A 16,319-nucleotide genomic window follows, 5' to 3' on the forward strand; every position below is an offset into this window, starting at 1 on the left:
CAATCGAGGATCTGGAAACGGTACGAGATACCTATATTCTGGAGCTGACAAAACTGAGGGAACAGGCGTTTGCCCATACCAGTGTCAACAGGGCTAAAAAGCCATCAGAATAATTTCAAATAAAGGTACCCATAGCGGCAACAACAGTTGGCGCCATGACTTGCATCGCCATCCCGAGCTTTTGCTCGAGGTCGACCGTTCGGCCGCACGTGTTGCCGATCTCCTCCGCAACTCGGGTGCGACGAGATCGTAACCCGAGTCGGTCGAACGGGTGTCGTTCCGGGAATCCGCGGTGAAACCGCCCCGGAAAGCCGGACCATCGGCATTCGCGTCGACGTTGATGATCTGCCCATCGTTGAGGCGACCGGACTGCCACGTTGAGTGCTGCCCCTTCGGGTTATGGTTCTCTCCGCGGGCGGTCTTGCCGCCGCATCTGGTTCGAAGCGCAGGCGCTGCAATGTCCACAGCGGGTTCGGCCATCGGAGGCCATCCCATCGGCTCGCGACGCAGTCGGCTGCACCTTCGCCCCGGAGGGCATCCATCACGCCTGACGGCGGCGTATTCGAGCAGTCGGATCGGTCATCATGCTGCTAGCGCTGACAAACGAAACGGCTCGCCCGAGCGCCCCATGCTGTGAAGGACGACGGTGAGCTCGCGGGCGAGCGCAACGCGCGTCTTGCCGGTACCGGATCGCCGGGCGATCGCCAGCGCCCAGTCTTTCAACCGGCAGGCACGTTTCACTCTCGAGAGAATAACCACCGCCGCTTCAAACATAAGCGTTCTGGCCAAAGCCATCACCGCACCCTTGAGATGCGGTCGATTTCGCCGGATTGATACTGTCGTGGGGTAAGGCCGAAGTGCGCTCCAACCGTGCGGGAGCTGCCGAAGCGACCAGGCTCTTCGACTGTGCTCACATATGCCAGCACGGTCAGCGGACCGATGCCTGGCGCACTCATCAGCAAACGACAGACCGGGCTCCCCCACGATTTTACGGATGACTTTGCCGAATGCGGCGATCTGTTCGCGCAGCTGGTGCCAGGTCGCCAGGATGGCAGCCAAGATTGGCTGCAGATCAGGTCGCTTAATGAGTTGGGCCTCAACACGGCGGTCGAATCTCATCTCGCGAGCGCTGCCTGGCTAAACGCCAAAGGTCTTCAGAATCCCACGGATGTGGTTTAACAACCCTGTCGCCATGCCGACCAGTTGCGCCCGTGCTCCTAACAATGCACGGGCGCGGTGCGCGTCGAGCGACTTCACATGCACAGCGCGGTGCGCCTTGATGCGCTCGGCATTGTCAATGTGAATGGCGTTCTCCATCGCTGCCGGGATGAGGATGTCGCATGCTTACAATGCCAGGACATGTCGCCGGCGAAGGACTTGGCGCCGCCAAATCCGAGGATGCTGCCGGTACGCAGTTGATGCTGCTTCAGCGCCTCGACGGGAAGGCCTTCCGGGTTAGCGACCGTCGCGCTCGGCAAGGACCGTGATCCACGCGCCATCTTCCTGGGAGAGGAACTTGGCGGCGTGGTAGCCCACATTGCCAAACCCCTGAACGACGACGGTCGCCTCATTCAGATCCCGCCGTCCCACAATGCCAGGCGTACGCGGATCGCGGAGATAGCTTTGAATGGCGAACTGCACGCCGCGTCCTGTCGCCTCCGTCCGTCCGGCGATTCCGCCCTTAAGAGCGGCTTGCCTGTCACGCAAGCGCGCGCGTTGATGACATCGGTGGGATTAGCTCGACGGAACTCATCGACCATCCAGGCCATTTCCCGCTCGCTCGTGCCCACGTCCGGGGCAGGAACGGTGAGGCCGGGCCCGATCAGACCACGTTTGTTCAGCTCCTGAGTGAACCGGCGGGTGATGCGCTCGAGTTCTTGGGGTGTCCATTCGCGTGGATCAATCTTGAGCGCGCCTTTCGACCCTCCGAATGGCACATCGACCAGCGAGCATTTGAGCGTCATAAGGGCTGCAAGCGCTTCCACCTCTTCAGCATCGGCGTTTGGTGCGTAGCGGATGCCGCCCTTGACCGGCTCGCAGTGTTCGCTGTGCACCGAGCGCCAGCCGATAAAGCTTTACATGCGGCCGCGCAGTCTGACGCCGAAACGCACCGTGTAGGTCGAGTTGCATTGAACAATCCGCTCGGCAAGTCCCTCAGGGCAGGTCGACGAAGGACAGGGCGTGACGAAAGTTCTTGTCGACGCTCTGCAGAAAACTGGTGGTGGAGGCTAGCATTGCTTACCTCCCTCGGCCGTACTGCCCGCTGGGGGCGCCGAAGCCGACGGGTGACCGGGTCTTCACAATCACCGCTCGATGATCATCGCCAGGCCCGCACGAAGCTCGCAAGCTGTCTTTGTACACAGTCCATATCTCCTTTTGGACGCTCTAGGGAATTGCAGGTCAGATCTCGACCAGCAGGGTGGAACCTCACCGATCGACCGTCTCAGTTCAGCCCTTCCACGCACATGGCGACGCCCATGGCACCGCCGATGCAGAGGGTCGCTAGGCCCTTCCTGGCACCGCGGCGGCGCATTTCGTAGACCAACGTGTTGAAGATGCGGGCGCCGGACGCACCGATCGGATGGCCGATGGCGATCGCACCGAGGATGACTTCGTCGACTTCGCCCGCCTCGACGCCGGCGCGCGACAGCAATTCCCTGATGACCACGGCGCCGAGCTCATGCGCCGGCGTGGCGGCGAAGCTGCCGTTGAAGGACGCGACGGGCGGTGCGCGCGACGCTGGCGACAACGATTGAGGTTTTTCTCATGAAGGCTTCCTCTGTCTTTAGAACTGAGCCCTGGCTTCGGCGGCGGGCCAAGCCTCAGTTGACGATCGTTGCTTCGGTCGCTCTGCGGAGCTCGCCGTTCGTGACGGCGTCGGCGAGCTCCACAAGCTTCAGCCCGCCTTCGACGACATCGAGCACGCCAAGATTGGTGATGATCCGATCGATCACGCGCTTGCCGGTCAGCGGGAGGGTGCAGGCCTTCAGCACCTTCGATTCCCCGGACTTGTTGGTGTGGTCCATGACCACAACCACCCGCTTCACGCCGGCGACGAGATCCATCGCACCACCCATTCCTTTGACGAGCTTGCCCGGAATCATCCAGTTGGCGAGGTCGCCGTTCTCGGCCACCTCCATTGCCCCGAGGATCGCCATGGCGATCTTGCCGCCGCGAATCATCGCAAAGCTCTGTGCCGAGTCGAAGAACGCCGAATTCGGAAGTGCGGTCACCGTCTGCTTGCCGGCATTGATGAGGTCGGCATCGATCTCGTCCTCAGTTGGGAATGGGCCGATACCCAATAGGCCGTTCTCCGATTGCAACGTCACCCGGACGCCTTCGGGAATGTGATTGGCGACCAGAGTGGGAATGCCGATGCCCAGATTGACATACATGCCGTCCTGAAGTTCGCGGGCGGCCCGTGCCGCCATCTGGTCCCGATCCCAAGCCATTGGTTCCTCCTCGCTCAGGCCGCCGCGCGCATTGTGCGCTGTTCGATTCTCTTCTCGTGAACGCCTTGGATCAGGCGGTCCACGTAGATGCCGGGCAGGTGAATCTGGTCGGGATCGAGGCTGCCAACCGGTACGATCTCCTCGACCTCAGCGACGCAGATCCTGCCGCAGGTAGCGGCCGGCGGGTTGAAGTTGCGCGCCGTCTTCCGAAAGACGAGATTGCCGGAGGTATCCGCCTTCCACGCCTTCACAATGGACAGGTCGGCGACAATCCCCGTCTCGAGCACATAGGACTCACCGTTGAAGGACTTGTGCTCCTTGCCCTTGGCAACCACCGTACCCACGCCCGTCTTCGTGTAGAAGCCGGCGATGCCTGCCCCGCCAGCGCGCATGCGCTCGGCCAGCGTTCCCTGAGGGTTAAACTCCAGTTCCAGTTCGTTGCTTAGGTACTGGCGCATGAACTCGGTGTTCTCGCCAACATAGGACGAGATCATCTTCTTGATCTGCTTCGTCTTCAGCAGCAGACCCAGGCCAAAGTCGTCGACGCCGCAATTGTTCGACGCAATCGTCAGCCCCTTGGCGCCGGCCTCCTGGATCGCCCTGATCAACAGCTCGGGTATGCCGCAAAGACCAAACCCGCCCGCAGCAATAAACATTCCGTCAAACAACAGACCTTCCAGAGCCGAACCCGCGTCGCTATAGACCTTATTCATGTAGCTCGCCCAGAGTTGATCAATACTTCATTGTGGAGCGAATCGCCCTACGCGATCGCGCTGAGCTCAACAGGCGTCGATTGCCTTCGCGGGCCCGAGTTGCCTCGCAAACCAAGCTCACGAGACACATTTAGTCGGAATGGCTGCCGGCATGCGAGCGACGAGAGTTATTCCAAGGGCCGAAGATTTATGATCGAGTTCACCCTCTTCAGATCACTATCGCGCCGCGGACGAAGAGTTGACGTGGCTAGGCAACGATCTCGAAATACTTCGGCTCGCCGTTGGCCGCTCGAGAAGCGGCACGAGCAAGTCGCTTGCGGAGGGATGGCAGGATCTCGGAAGCATCCGGGGCGCGTCTACATGGCGCGTGATGACGGCGACACGTTCAGCCGGTCGATGGGAATGCGCGAAAATTGACGGCCTTCATTCTTGCGTTTGGATGGTGATTGGAACAGGCCTGTGTCACCGCTGGTCAGAATGTCGGCAACATGCGGTATTGCCGACAGCAGATATCTTCGCCAACTCGACTGCTGAGGCGCTTGAAGGCGCCTGAATGTTTTGGCTCCCTTCGCGACGTGGCTTGAGGTCCGCGTCGAACCCGCAACCTTGCCGTCTATTTTGTTGCGCTGCGCGCTGCCGATGCATGCCGAAATCGGGCCGCTGTCCGCCTCTGCCGCGACCACGCGGCCAATCGGCTCGAACCGGAAGGCGTGGACGACAGGTGACAGCGTCAAGGTGGGGAGCGGCACTGAGGACCTCATGCGCTCATAACGAATAGGGTCGGATCATACTCTGCACGGGTTTATGCAGGGCTTACCCTTGTTTAGAATGGCTGAATAGAAGTGGCAGAGACTGTTCGATTGGGACCGGCGTGAAACTTGCGGGCCACCGGCTCTATTCGCACTGAACTCGAAACTAAAGCGGAGAACGTAATGAAGGGTGAAAGTGTCACGGTCCGCCGGCTCGCGAAGCGCTACGGATCGGTCACGGCAGTAGAGGATGTGTCTGTCGATGTGAAGCCGGGAGAGTTCCTCTCGCTCCTCGGGCCCTCGGGTTCCGGCAAAACGACACTCTTGATGATGATCGCGGGCTTCGAGCTTCCGTCTGCGGGTCTCATCGAGATCGGTTCGACCGATGTCACGCATGTTGCTCCCAACAAGCGCAATGTGGGCATGGTCTTCCAGAAATATGCCCTATTCCCCCACATGTCGGTGAACGACAACGTGGGGTTCCCCCTGCGTATGCGCAAAATGGATCGCGCGCAGATCGAGCGGCGGGTGAGCGAGGCGCTCGCCATGGTGCAACTCGACGCCTATGGCAGTCGGATGCCCTCCCAGTTGTCGGGGGGGCAGCAGCAGCGGGTTGCCCTGTCGCGGGCGCTGGTCTTCGAGCCCCCCGTGCTTCTGATGGACGAACCCCTCGGCGCGCTCGATAAGAAACTCCGCGAACAGTTGCAGATTGAGATCAAAACGCTTCAGCAGCGTCTTGGCGTCACTGTCATCTATGTGACGCATGACCAGGAGGAGGCGCTGACCATGTCCGACCGCATCGCGGTCATGGACAACGGCCAAATCGCCCAGATCGGTAGCCCCGCCAGTCTTTATAGCGAGCCCGCCTCTCCCTTCGTCGCAGATTTCATCGGCAAGATGAACTTCCTCCCGGTCGAATATCTGGGATCCGAGAAGGCCGGCCACCAGATCAGGGTCACCGACGCCTCGACTCTCAGCGTGACGCGCTCGCTCAATGGACACGCCCTGGAGCTTTCTCCCGGACTGTCGCTGAAGGCTGCCATCCGGCCCGAGAGCATCTCCCTTGCCGCACGCGGCTCCGGAGGCCTGGACGCCATCGCCGGCACGGTGGACACCTCGATCTATCTCGGCACGCACCAGATTCTTCTGGTCAACATCGATGGTTACAGCGGCCCACCGCTCCATGTCCAGGCCCCCATAAGCCGGGCCGTGGCGACATTCGCACGCGGCGATGCGGTCGACATCCTATGCCGGGCGGATTCCATTCACCTGTTTTCAGGCAAGAGCGACGTCCAATGAGCAGTCTGGACGTGTCTCCCGTCAGTCCCGCCCCCGCGCCACGTTTTGGGCGGCTCTTCGTAGTCACCGGAACCGGCGGCAGATATCCGCCGCTCTTGACGGCTGTGCTGCTGCTGCCCCTCCTTCTGCTTTTATTCTTTAGCTTTCTATACCCGGTTGGCCGCATGCTGGTCGGCAGCCTGTTCGACCCAGGCTTCACCCTCGACAACTATGTCCGCACGTTCATCGAACCGCTTTATCTGAAGGTTCTGCTGCGTACGCTCTGGATCGCATTTGCGACGACGGTCGGTGCCTTCCTCCTTGGATATCCGGTTGCCTTTGCCATGGCGCGGGCGGGCGGCAAGCTCACCCTCTGGATTGCAGCCTGCGTCCTGATCCCTTTATGGACCTCGGTTCTTGTGCGCTCCTATGCTTGGATCATTCTGTTGCAGCGCAGGGGCGTTCTCAACGACATCCTCACTGGAACCGGCATCACCGAAGAACCGCTCAGGATGATCTATACCGAAGTCGCGGTGATCGTCGCCATGACACATGTGATGGTGCCGTTCATGGTCCTGCCGATCTACGGCGCCCTACGGACCATTCCAAAGGAACTAACCCAGGCCGCCGCAAACCTCGGTGCCGGCCTCTTCACCACCTTTTTCAAGCTGACCTTGCCGCTCAGTTTGCCCGGCGTCTTCGCAGGCACGCTCATGACCTTCATCCTTGCCCTCGGTTTTTACGTTACACCGGCCTTGGTGGGCGGCCCTGAGACGCTGATGATGGCGACATTGATCGGACAGCAGACGACGGTCTTGCTCAACTGGTCGTTTGCGGGCGCACTGGCGACGGTACTTCTTGTGGTCACCTTGGTGCTCACTTTCATGTTCCGCAGGGTCTTGGCTACATCTAGAGGATTCGCCAATGTCTGAGACGATCTCCTTGAGCCACGCGCGCCTGTTTCGTCCCCTCGTGCTCGGCAAAATCGCCGCAAGCGCTGTTGTTGGGCTCATCCTGTTCTTCCTGATTCTACCCACGCTGATCGTCATACCGGTCTCGTTTGGCAGTGCCCCCTACATCGAGTTCCCGCCGTCCGGGCTGACTCTGCACTGGTACGTCGAGTATTTCAGTGACCCTGACTGGATCGCTGCGACGCTTTTCAGCCTGCGCATCGCCTTCTTCACCACGATTTCTGCCACGATCATCGGGACGCTTGCCGCTGTCGCCCTCGTGCGTGGCGATCTGCCGGGGAAATCGCTTGTTCTCGGTTTGGCGCTCAGCCCCCTGATCGTTCCTCACATCATCATCGCGATCGCGCTTTATCTGTTCTTCGCGCCGCTTCACCTGACGGGGAATTTCTTCGGCTTTCTCTTGGCGCACACCATGCTGACCGTTCCCTATGTGGTCGTTGCCGTCTCGGCGTCGCTTCAGCGCTTCGATCCCATTCTCGAAATGGCGGCCCTCAGTTGCGGGGCCGGACGCGGCCGCACCTTCTTCGAAATCGTCCTGCCGCAAATCGCCCCCGGCGTGATCACTGGCGCAGTCTTCGCCTTTATCTCCTCGTTCGATGAAGCCACTGTCGCCTTCTTCATCTCCGGGATCGAAGGGAAGACGATCACCAGAAAGCTGTTCGAGGACATCGGCTTAAATCTTACCCCAGTCATTGCGGCTGTCTCCACGATCATCGTCGCCATCTCAATCCTGCTGATGGGTACGATACGTCTTGCCCAGAACAGAACAAATTCCTGATCGACTTCACTGAGCCTGCGCGCCGAGGCCGGTAGCTCGCAGCTGATGCTATATCGCTCAAGGGTCGGCTGGAGGGATACCCTACGGAGCATGCATTGATTGTCGGTCGGATCTCCGGGCGCGTTGATGATCTGAGCAGGCCTCGATCATAAATCTTAGCTCCAGGGAATAACGCGTGTTGATACTGCACTGTCTCGCGTCCCGAACTAGATTTGCAGATAACCACTGGAGTGCTTTAGTTTCGGTGGAGGAGAAGATCATGAATGACACCAGCCCCGAGTGGCAGCCCGATCCGATGAGGCGCGGCGCACCGACCATTCCGCGAATGGAGTGGGATTTGGCGCCGTACAATCGCTGGACGTTTCAGCGTGTTCGCGAGTTTGAGCCGAGCGCATCAATCTGGCGCGGCCGGGGACCTGTCCTGCAGCTTCCGGAGCGGATCACGGACATCGAGGGCATCGAGTTCGAACTTGCCGGACGGCATTCCACCATCCGCGAGTTTCTGGACAGCAGCTTCAGCGACGGATTTCTTGTTCTGCACCACGGCAATGTCATAGCCGAAAGATACATGAACGGCCTGAAGCCGCACTGTCAGCACCACGCCATGTCGGTATCGAAGTCGATAACGGCGACGGTGTGCGGCATACTTGTCTACAAGGGTCTCATCGACACAGACAGCCCGGTGACGCGGTATCTGCCTGAACTTGAAGCGACCGCCTACCGCGGCGCCACGGTGCAGCACGTGCTCGACATGTCCACCGGTGTAGCGGTTACTGGACCCTACACACAGCCTGGTACCCACGCGTACATGATGCAGAGAGCTGCGGGATTGAAACCACTGGAATCTGCCGACGACCCTCGAACCATGTGGCAGTTCATCCTGAGGCTTACCGAGCAGCAGCGTCCGCATGGCGCACTGTTCGACTACCGGTCGACCGAGACCAACGTGCTGGGCTTCATCATGCAGCGTGCAAGCGGGAAGCTGCTCGCGGAGCTCATCAGCACCGAACTGTGGGCGCCGCTGGGGGCGCAGGAGGACGCCTATATCACCGTCGACCATGGCGGCATTGCCGTGGCGAGTGGTTGCTTCAATGCGACGCTTCGTGACTATGCCCGGTTCGCGCTGCTGCTCCTGCGCGGCGGGGTGCTAAACGGGAAGCAGACGGTTCCATCGGCATGGATCGAGGAGACGCGAACCGGTAACTAAGATCTATCCTTGGGCGAGTATCGAAGCTCCCTGCCAAATGGCGCTTATCGGAACCAGTTCTGGATTGAGGATCCGGACTGGCGCGCGTTTATGTGCCGGGGGGGTTCGGCCAGATGATTTATATCGACCCGGAAGCTGATTTTGCGGCTGTGAAACTGTCGGCTTGGCCGGAAGCGGTGAACTCGGATCGTACGATCGAAACGCTGGCGGCGATCCATGCAATCAGGGATGGGTGCGCATAATCTTTGGTGGCGCGCAGTTGGTCCAAACCAAAGGCGTCGACGGAGCGATCGGTGGCGTTCTGGGCGGCCGCCTAAGCTTGGTGAAAGCGTTCTCAATGGGGCAGTGGCTGGAGTTGAGTGTGCTTCGGTTGGATTAGCGCGCCGCGCGGGACAGCACGTGATAGGTGCCCCTCCTCAATTGCGGGGCTGGCCGAGGACGCGCTCTCTTCGAGGTGTTCTTGCCGTAGTCACCGATGTGATCACCGTCGCAGTCTTTGCTTTGGTCCTGCTGGTGGGATGATACCCTCCGCCCAGAAATAGAGCGAAATAGGCGACAGGCTCCGCTGAGTCCGTCCTCGCCAGTTGGTGTCGGATAGTCGCTGGGCTTTCCCGCCGATGCGCTGAAGCGAGGCCGGTGCCCGCGCGTGCAACAGCAGGATGCGCGATAGTGGAGGCGCTCTCGGCGCGCCGAATAACAATATTGGCTTCCTCATAACTGACTGAAAGTGCCAGGAACTTTTTGATCTATAAATTGAATGCGTCTGGAGCTGAAGTGGCGCGCGTGCGATGGCATGATTTCCAACTCACCTCGCGTTAAAGATCATCGCCCCCCTGAGGAGGAAAAAAATGAAAACCAAACTCATGATTGGCCTTTATGGACTAGCGGTATTCGCGCTGGCATCGTCTGCGCTCCCCGCGACGGCACAGGATCGCCAAGTTGTCATATCTGGCTCTGGCGGCTCTTATGCAAAGGTTATGCGCGAATACTGGTTCGACCCCTTCGAAAAGGCAACCGGCATCAAGGTTGTCTCGGTTCAGACCACCAACAACGACGAAGGGCGGGCCAAGGTGCAGGCCATGATCAAATCCGGCAACGTTACGTGGGACATCTTCACCGAAGACGACGCAGGAGCCGAGGCACCGGATCACTTGACGAGGGCAAACGATCTTTCAGATTTCTGCATGCAATTCAAGGATCACTCGGATCTGGTACCTGGCGCATGCAAGGAGTCAAGTGTTTTGTATATCAGTGGCGCGACATTGATTGCCTACAACAAGGAGCAGTTCCCCAACGGCGGGCCGACCACCTGGAAGGAGCTATGGGACACCAAAGCCTTTCCGGGTGCCCGCGGCATGCTCGGGAGCTCGTCAGGTTACGTGCAGTTGACGGCGGCTCTGTTGGCTGATGGCGTGCCCAGGGACAAGCTCTATCCGATGGACGTGGACCGCGCCTTCAAGAAGCTCGACGAGTTGCGCCCCGATGTCGGGCTGTGGTGGATGAACGGCGACCAGTCGGTTCAAGGCTTCCGCAATGGTCAATCTGATGCTGGAATGATGTATATGACCCGCGTCACAGCGCTAAGAAAAGAAGGGCAACCCATCGCTCCATCCTATAGTGGCGCGATCTTGTTGTCCGATCGTTTCGCCGTTGTGAAAGGCGCACCTCACAAGGCGGAAGCGCTTGAACTGCTGAAGTTCTACCTGGATTCGCCCGAAATCCAGGGCAAGGTTTGCGAGGCGCTGTCCTGCGTGCCGCCAAGCAAGGATGCACTCAAGTACATGAGCGCGGAGGCGCGCGCCAACATGCCGTCGGACGAGCAGATCAGTTCCGAAATGGTGGTCCCGGACCCCAAGTGGGTCAACGCCAACAGCCAAATGGTGATCGACCGCTGGAACGCCTGGATTCAGAAGTAGCTTCCTCCCAGGAGCGGGGCTGCCGGTGCCAGCCGGCAGCCCCAAGAGCCCGGAAGGCGCAAGTCCGATTTCGATCATAAGAAATTGACCTGCACGGTTTGTGCTGGGATGCCCTTTCTCTAGCTAAGCTAGTTTATGGACGGAAACTAGCTTAGGCGCGAAGTCGCCATAATCGTCTGCAGTTGGGAACAACAGATGCACAGCGTTGAGACTTTCAAATATCTTCAGAGCGAAGCCAACGAGTGGCGTCGCTACCTGCACCAGAATCCTGAGCTTGGCTATCAGCTACAAAACACAGCGCGGTTCGTAACCCAGAAACTGGCTTCGTTCGGTATCAATCACATCGAAACGGGGATAGCTGAAACAGGTATCGTCGCATTGATTCAGGGCGAAGGCGGAGACGGGCCGACGATCGGGCTGAGGGCGGACATGGACGCCCTGCCGATCGATGAGGCGTCAAACAAGCCCTGGTCGTCGAAAATAGCAGGCAAAATGCATGGATGCGGCCACGACGGTCACACGGCCATGCTGCTGGGCGCCGCCAAATACTTGGCGTCCACGCGCAACTTCAAGGGGTCCGTCGCCTTGATCTTTCAGCCCGCGGAAGAAGATGGACAGGGCGGTCAAAGGATGGTCCAGGAGGGGATCATGGACCGTTTTGGCATTTCCCAGGTTTTTGGCATGCATAACAAACCGGGCATGGAGGTCGGCAAATTCGGCATTTGCAATGGCCCGGCCGGAGCTGCGGTTGACGAGTTCGACATTGTCGTGAAAGGCAGGGGCAGCCATGCGGCCTACCCGCATCGGTCCATCGATCCCGTTGTCATTGCAGCACAAATCATTGTCGGCCTGCAGAGTTTGGTGTCGCGCAGTACGGACCCGCTCGAGTCCCTCGTGATCTCCATCACCAAATTGAACGCCGGCACCGCCTATAATATCATCCCAGAACACGCTGAAATGGCCGGCACCGTCAGGACTTTCGCACCCGGCCTGCGGGACTTCGCCGAACGACAGATTGAGGCATGTGCCGAAGGTATTGCGCGCGCATTTGGTGCGGAAATCGAGTTCAGGCATCGGCGGCTCGAACCTGCCATGTTCAACCACTCTGAGGGGACCAGTCTAGCCATCAAGGCGGCACGCGGTCTCGTGGGGCCAGCCTTTGTGGACGACAAGGTCAAGCCGGGTATGGGAGCGGAGGACTTCGCCTACATGCTGGAGGCACGGCCGGGCGCTTACATTCTCGTTGGTAATGGCCCGACCACTTCCGTGCACCATCCGGCATATGATTTCAATGACGAAGCCCTGCCGTATGGCATCGGCTATTGGGTGAACCTGGTCGAGACGACGCTGGCCGCATGAAGTCGGACCTGCGAGATCGAGCAGCATCGTTACGTCATGCGAAAGGCTTAAGAAGATGGCATCGAAAATCCCACCGGCTCTTGGAATACTGAACCTGGAATTGGGGCTGCTGCCCGGCGCCACGCCGGCAGCGCCGCTGCCCGGCTCATTGAGGAATCCGGCAACCCACGGCTTGCCGGTCATCTTGGAAACCGTTGCAGGAGCTTGGGCAGAAAATGTCATCCGCGGCGATCCAGCGCTCGAGCCGGCTTGCATCGCCGCCGCCCGACGCCTGGTGGCGCGAGGCGCTTTCGCAATAACCTCTAACTGCGGCTTTTTTATCCGACATCAGGCGGCAGTGGACGCGGCGGTAAATGTCCCCGTGGCGATGTCAAGCCTGCTCCTGGTGCCGATGCTGCTCCGGCAGCTGCAGCCAGCCGCCAAGCTCGCCGTCGTGACCGCTGACTCAACTTATTGCCGCGAAGATCTGCTCGGGGTCTCTGATCCGGCCGATCGTTCGCGGGTGGTTATTGGCGGCATCGAGGGCGGCAAGTTGCTGCAAAACGAGCTGATGCGTCCGCCAATCCCGACCGACGTCGCCGATATCGAGGAAGATGTCGCCGCCTGCGTCGCTCGACTCCGCGCAGCGCATGGGGAAATCGCGGCGATCCTGTTCGAATGCACAGCGTTTCCGTTGGTCGCGCCGGCGATCCGTCGTCTCACGAATCTGCCAGTTTACGACATCACAGCCCTCTGCCGGATGATGATCGCGTCATCACCTGAAGGGCGTTGTTGAATGTCCGAGGTCAGGCCGTCGGGCTGGTAAAGCAGCCACTGACGCCCATTCTGCCGCCTTAAACATATCTGTTCCAAAATTACTAGATGGAGTTGAACTGATGACAATCAGCCGAGGGCCGCAGGCATTTCCTAGAAGCGAATATCTGCGCCGGCTTGCTACGGTGAAGTGGGACATGGCACAGCGCGACATCGATGCGCTTATCGTGACCGATCAAAATAATATTGCGTACCTCACAGGGTACACTGCAGCCTCAGGCTACGTCCCGCAGGGGCTGGTCGTTTCGGCGCACGAAGAGGAGCCGACGTTTATCCTTCGTCGCTGCGATGCACCCGCAGCCATTCACCAATGCTTTATGGATCGGGATAAGATCATCGCCTATCCTGAAGCTCTCATTGGGAATGCTGAAAAGGATGGATACGACGTTGTAGTCGATTACTTGGAAGGTATTGGCCTCGCGAACCGCGGCATAGGGATCGAACTGAGCAGCCTTTTGGGAGGGGCGGCACAAAAGTTCAGCACACGCCTACCCAATGCCAGAATTGTGGATTTTACCAAGGTGGTCACCTGGATACGGCTCATCAAATCTGATCTCGAGATAGCCGTCATGCGGGAAGCGGCTGCCATCTCCGACGCGGCAATACTGCGCGCCGCTGAAGTGATCCGCCCTGGCGTGCGTGAAGCCGATGCCTGCGCGGAAATTGTAGGAACCTTGATTCGTGGTGCGAACGGCAAGCCCGGAACGAAGCTGCATGGAATAAGCCTATGTTCCTCACCGCGTACAGGGACTTGCCACATTTCGTGGAGTGAAGACAATTTTCGAGTTGGATCACAGGTCAACATTGAACTTGGCGGTTCGCGTCATGGCTATCCTGCCGGGCTCATGCGCACGTACTCGATCGGCGCACCTTCTGTTCGTTTGCGTCGTGTCCATGAGATCCAAGTGGCGGGCCTCGAGGCCGCTCTCGAAACGGTTCGCCCGGGAGTGACCTGCAGTGATGTGGCCAACGCATTCTATCGAACGATCGAGAAGCATGGCCTCAAGAAGGAGTCACGCTGCGGTTACGCCCACGGAATCGGCTGGATCGAGCCGACGGCGAGCCTCAAGGATGGCGACACTACAGAGTTGAAGCCAAACATGACGTTCCACCTGATGCTGGGCAATTGGATCGAGGAGGATTTCGGATACGTCATCAGCGAGACGTTCCGTGTCACGGACTCCGGCGTCGAGGTCCTGACCACTGCGCCACGCAAGATCTTTGAGATTTAGCTTCAGTCCAGAGCTTTTTGGTACCAGGTCGCCTCCAGGCGGCCAAGCGGTATAAGATATCCAGCGCCGGATTCCCTGTATTCTCGACGTATTGTCGAAATGCGAAGATTTATTAATCTGACTTCAAAGCACCGCATATTGAGAAAGTTAAGAAAAGGTAACGAGATATGAAAATACTATGCCTGTGGCACGCGACAGCGGAAGAGATTAATTACATAAAAAAGGCAATGCAGAATGATGCAGAGATGATATCACCAGAAGGAGAGTACTTCTCCCGCTTTGACTGTAGGTATTTAGACTTATAGCGTCACGCGGTGGACGCAGGCGCGTTCATTGGATGGACAATCCCAGCCGGGATACCGGAAATTGCAGAGAAACTTAAGATGTGTCTTGGCTACACGTTGGAGTTGATAGCCTTGCCCGATCGGGGGTACTGGCGCTAGCGAAGCAACGCGGTTCCAAAATCACCAATGTTCGCGGTGCAAATGCGATTGCAGTTGCGGAGCAGGCTACATCAAGCAGCGCAAGAAAACCATGCATTGTTTCCTCTGTTTGGAGACGAGCATCGGTCGGCCATGCTAAACGGTCGTACTATTGGAGTGATGGGTGTTGGAAGCATCGGAAGTCACATCGCCCAGTGTGCGAAGGGATTCGGCATGCGGGGTTCTCGGAGTGCGTCGCAATAAAGAGCGGCTGGCCGAATGTGTGGATGACATGCACGGAATGGACGAGTTACATTCGGTGCTTGGGAAATGTGATTATGTAGGTTCTGGCAACTCCTAATACAGGTGAAACTTTCCAATCCTTCGGAAAGGCTGAAATAGCTGCCATGAAGCCCACTGCCTTCCTGATCAACATCGCCCGTGGAAATCTGGTTCAGGAGCAACCGCTTTATGATGCACTTACGTCCGGTCGTTTGCGCGGCTTCGCAGCTGATGTCTGGCCTTGGTACGAATTTGGGAAGAATTTCCCGGCTGCTGGCGTGCCACGACTGCAGATTCAAAGAGTCAAAAACTTCCGAATGTAATCGGCTCCAACGACCAATCTCACGATGCTAATGACGTTTTGGAACGATATATTGAGTGGGGTACTCAGAACTTGGTGGAGTTTGGGGCGGGAAAACCTCTTACTCGCGAGGTTAACCTGGAATTGGGTTGCTAACCTTGCGAGCTTGCGTGTACGCGGCGCGCTTGAACAATCAGGCGTACCGTACAGGTGCTTGCTCATCATCCCGATAAACGCAGCCTGCGAGTGGCTGCGCGATTTCGTGACCGGGCTATCGCTTCGGCCATATAATCACCCCGGAAACGTTAGCTCGCCTCGCGCTATAAACGACCAGAAGTTCGGCTCGTGGTAAGCGGTGCACCAAGGCACCTTTCCCGAAGTCGCCTGATTCGTGTATGGCGGTCAGCCGTTAGTCGGCGCGCCGGCGGCGATCACTGCGGGTTATCATAACGGGTGACATAGTGGAGTTCGCGAAGGGCGGGGATGACGAGGGTGATGTCTTTGTATGCCTCGTGCTCGATGAAGTGCGCGGTCTCGGGCCCCGGCCTGGGTTTGCCGAGGACAGGCCTCCCCTTTTTGTCGACGCAGTAGATCAGGATCGGCAGCAGCAGGCCGTGGTTGGGGTTCTTGAGGTCGAGCAGCCGTTTCCAGCGTTTGATGTTGAGATTCATGGCCGCGTAGAACCCCTGGCACCACGGCCGCGGGTCGATGCCGCCGCTGGGCTTGGTGGTGAAGCGGGGTGCATAATCGTGCGGTCTGTCAAACAGCGTGCGTATTTCGCAAAAACGGGACAGTCGTTCCGCTAAATCGCGGACAGCAGTTTCACTAAGTCGCGGACAGCAGGAT

The 16,319-nt window shown here is 58.7% G+C and carries 19 protein-coding genes and 1 pseudogene; 11 read left to right on the forward strand and 9 right to left on the reverse strand.

Annotated features, from left to right (window positions below; genetic code table 11):
• Positions 1-93 precede the first annotated feature (93 nt).
• From AC0L3L_RS35105 to AC0L3L_RS35140, 8 genes and pseudogenes are all read right to left on the reverse strand, one after another.
• Entirely contained in the window at positions 94-480 is a 387-nt protein-coding gene (locus AC0L3L_RS35105; protein ID WP_473641873.1) for a hypothetical protein, read from the reverse strand.
• 102 nt (positions 481-582) lie between these two features.
• Positions 583-774 (reverse strand): hypothetical protein, encoded by a 192-nt coding sequence (locus AC0L3L_RS35110; RefSeq protein ID WP_473641875.1) that lies wholly within the window; start codon positions 772-774, stop codon positions 583-585.
• A gap of 20 nt (positions 775-794) precedes the next feature.
• Positions 795-956, reverse strand: a complete 162-nt coding sequence (locus AC0L3L_RS35115) for a transposase (protein WP_473641877.1) — start codon at positions 954-956, stop codon at positions 795-797.
• A gap of 304 nt (positions 957-1,260) precedes the next feature.
• Positions 1,261-2,235 (reverse strand): annotated as a pseudogene (locus AC0L3L_RS35120) (Glu/Leu/Phe/Val family dehydrogenase); the annotation flags it as partial.
• 208 nt (positions 2,236-2,443) lie between these two features.
• Positions 2,444-2,749, reverse strand: coding sequence for a thiolase family protein (locus tag AC0L3L_RS35125; RefSeq protein ID WP_473641879.1), 306 nt, complete (start codon positions 2,747-2,749; stop codon positions 2,444-2,446).
• A gap of 73 nt (positions 2,750-2,822) precedes the next feature.
• Positions 2,823-3,452, reverse strand: coding sequence for a 3-oxoacid CoA-transferase subunit B (locus tag AC0L3L_RS35130; protein ID WP_473641881.1), 630 nt, complete (start codon positions 3,450-3,452; stop codon positions 2,823-2,825).
• A gap of 14 nt (positions 3,453-3,466) precedes the next feature.
• Positions 3,467-4,165: a CoA transferase subunit A gene (locus AC0L3L_RS35135; RefSeq protein ID WP_473641883.1), complete on the reverse strand. Its 699-nt coding sequence runs from the start codon at positions 4,163-4,165 to the stop codon at positions 3,467-3,469.
• Positions 4,166-4,521: 356 nt separating this feature from the next.
• Positions 4,522-4,848: a hypothetical protein gene (locus AC0L3L_RS35140; protein ID WP_473641885.1), complete on the reverse strand. Its 327-nt coding sequence runs from the start codon at positions 4,846-4,848 to the stop codon at positions 4,522-4,524.
• A 249-nt stretch (positions 4,849-5,097) separates the two neighbouring features.
• Here AC0L3L_RS35140 and AC0L3L_RS35145 point away from each other — a divergent pair, with 249 nt between their 5' ends.
• The 11 genes from AC0L3L_RS35145 to AC0L3L_RS35195 all read left to right on the forward strand — a co-directional run bounded on the left by AC0L3L_RS35145 (position 5,098) and on the right by AC0L3L_RS35195 (position 15,495).
• Positions 5,098-6,213: an ABC transporter ATP-binding protein gene (locus AC0L3L_RS35145; RefSeq protein WP_473641887.1), complete on the forward strand. Its 1,116-nt coding sequence runs from the start codon at positions 5,098-5,100 to the stop codon at positions 6,211-6,213.
• The gene (locus AC0L3L_RS35150; protein WP_473641889.1) at positions 6,210-7,124 is read left to right on the forward strand and encodes an ABC transporter permease; all 915 of its coding nucleotides are present in this window, start codon (positions 6,210-6,212) and stop codon (positions 7,122-7,124) included. The genes AC0L3L_RS35145 and AC0L3L_RS35150 overlap by 4 nt, the downstream gene beginning before the upstream one ends.
• Positions 7,117-7,941, forward strand: a complete 825-nt coding sequence (locus AC0L3L_RS35155; protein ID WP_473641891.1) for an ABC transporter permease — start codon at positions 7,117-7,119, stop codon at positions 7,939-7,941. The genes AC0L3L_RS35150 and AC0L3L_RS35155 overlap by 8 nt, the downstream gene beginning before the upstream one ends.
• A 259-nt stretch (positions 7,942-8,200) precedes the next feature.
• Positions 8,201-9,148: a serine hydrolase domain-containing protein gene (locus AC0L3L_RS35160; protein WP_473641893.1), complete on the forward strand. Its 948-nt coding sequence runs from the start codon at positions 8,201-8,203 to the stop codon at positions 9,146-9,148.
• A gap of 113 nt (positions 9,149-9,261) precedes the next feature.
• Entirely contained in the window at positions 9,262-9,390 is a 129-nt protein-coding gene (locus tag AC0L3L_RS35165) for a hypothetical protein (RefSeq protein ID WP_473641895.1), read from the forward strand.
• A gap of 606 nt (positions 9,391-9,996) precedes the next feature.
• Positions 9,997-11,064, forward strand: coding sequence for an ABC transporter substrate-binding protein (locus tag AC0L3L_RS35170; protein ID WP_473641897.1), 1,068 nt, complete (start codon positions 9,997-9,999; stop codon positions 11,062-11,064).
• Positions 11,065-11,259: 195 nt separating this feature from the next.
• Positions 11,260-12,423 (forward strand): M20 aminoacylase family protein, encoded by a 1,164-nt coding sequence (locus tag AC0L3L_RS35175; protein WP_473641899.1) that lies wholly within the window; start codon positions 11,260-11,262, stop codon positions 12,421-12,423.
• 55 nt (positions 12,424-12,478) lie between these two features.
• On the forward strand, positions 12,479-13,198 hold the full coding sequence (locus AC0L3L_RS35180; RefSeq protein WP_473641901.1) for an aspartate/glutamate racemase family protein: 720 nt from the start codon (positions 12,479-12,481) through the stop codon (positions 13,196-13,198).
• 100 nt (positions 13,199-13,298) lie between these two features.
• Entirely contained in the window at positions 13,299-14,468 is a 1,170-nt protein-coding gene (locus AC0L3L_RS35185; RefSeq protein WP_473641903.1) for a M24 family metallopeptidase, read from the forward strand.
• A gap of 602 nt (positions 14,469-15,070) precedes the next feature.
• Entirely contained in the window at positions 15,071-15,154 is an 84-nt protein-coding gene (locus AC0L3L_RS35190; RefSeq protein ID WP_473641907.1) for a hypothetical protein, read from the forward strand.
• Positions 15,155-15,288: 134 nt separating this feature from the next.
• Complete coding sequence (locus tag AC0L3L_RS35195) at positions 15,289-15,495, forward strand: NAD(P)-dependent oxidoreductase (RefSeq protein ID WP_473641909.1); 207 nt, start codon at positions 15,289-15,291, stop codon at positions 15,493-15,495.
• A 409-nt stretch (positions 15,496-15,904) separates the two neighbouring features.
• Here the strand turns inward: AC0L3L_RS35195 and AC0L3L_RS35200 are convergent.
• A partial coding sequence (locus AC0L3L_RS35200) for a YecA/YgfB family protein (protein ID WP_473641905.1) occupies positions 15,905-16,319 on the reverse strand: 415 nt, incomplete at its 5' end.

The organism is Mesorhizobium sp. WSM4849, assembly GCF_055811385.1.

What these genes read in the sequence shown, in the direction of transcription:
- AC0L3L_RS35105 (WP_473641873.1), bottom strand. Translation starts at nt 480, where the DNA reads ATGGCCGAACCCGCTGTGGACATTGCAGCGCCTGCGCTTCGAACCAGA.
- AC0L3L_RS35110 (WP_473641875.1), bottom strand. Translation starts at nt 774, where the DNA reads ATGTTTGAAGCGGCGGTGGTTATTCTCTCGAGAGTGAAACGTGCCTGC.
- AC0L3L_RS35115 (WP_473641877.1), bottom strand. Translation starts at nt 956, where the DNA reads ATGAGTGCGCCAGGCATCGGTCCGCTGACCGTGCTGGCATATGTGAGC.
- AC0L3L_RS35130 (WP_473641881.1), bottom strand. Translation starts at nt 3,452, where the DNA reads ATGGCTTGGGATCGGGACCAGATGGCGGCACGGGCCGCCCGCGAACTT.
- AC0L3L_RS35135 (WP_473641883.1), bottom strand. Translation starts at nt 4,165, where the DNA reads ATGAATAAGGTCTATAGCGACGCGGGTTCGGCTCTGGAAGGTCTGTTG.
- AC0L3L_RS35145 (WP_473641887.1), top strand. Translation starts at nt 5,098, where the DNA reads ATGAAGGGTGAAAGTGTCACGGTCCGCCGGCTCGCGAAGCGCTACGGA.
- AC0L3L_RS35150 (WP_473641889.1), top strand. Translation starts at nt 6,210, where the DNA reads ATGAGCAGTCTGGACGTGTCTCCCGTCAGTCCCGCCCCCGCGCCACGT.
- AC0L3L_RS35155 (WP_473641891.1), top strand. Translation starts at nt 7,117, where the DNA reads ATGTCTGAGACGATCTCCTTGAGCCACGCGCGCCTGTTTCGTCCCCTC.
- AC0L3L_RS35160 (WP_473641893.1), top strand. Translation starts at nt 8,201, where the DNA reads ATGAATGACACCAGCCCCGAGTGGCAGCCCGATCCGATGAGGCGCGGC.
- AC0L3L_RS35165 (WP_473641895.1), top strand. Translation starts at nt 9,262, where the DNA reads ATGATTTATATCGACCCGGAAGCTGATTTTGCGGCTGTGAAACTGTCG.
- AC0L3L_RS35170 (WP_473641897.1), top strand. Translation starts at nt 9,997, where the DNA reads ATGAAAACCAAACTCATGATTGGCCTTTATGGACTAGCGGTATTCGCG.
- AC0L3L_RS35175 (WP_473641899.1), top strand. Translation starts at nt 11,260, where the DNA reads ATGCACAGCGTTGAGACTTTCAAATATCTTCAGAGCGAAGCCAACGAG.
- AC0L3L_RS35180 (WP_473641901.1), top strand. Translation starts at nt 12,479, where the DNA reads ATGGCATCGAAAATCCCACCGGCTCTTGGAATACTGAACCTGGAATTG.
- AC0L3L_RS35185 (WP_473641903.1), top strand. Translation starts at nt 13,299, where the DNA reads ATGACAATCAGCCGAGGGCCGCAGGCATTTCCTAGAAGCGAATATCTG.
- AC0L3L_RS35190 (WP_473641907.1), top strand. Translation starts at nt 15,071, where the DNA reads ATGGGTGTTGGAAGCATCGGAAGTCACATCGCCCAGTGTGCGAAGGGA.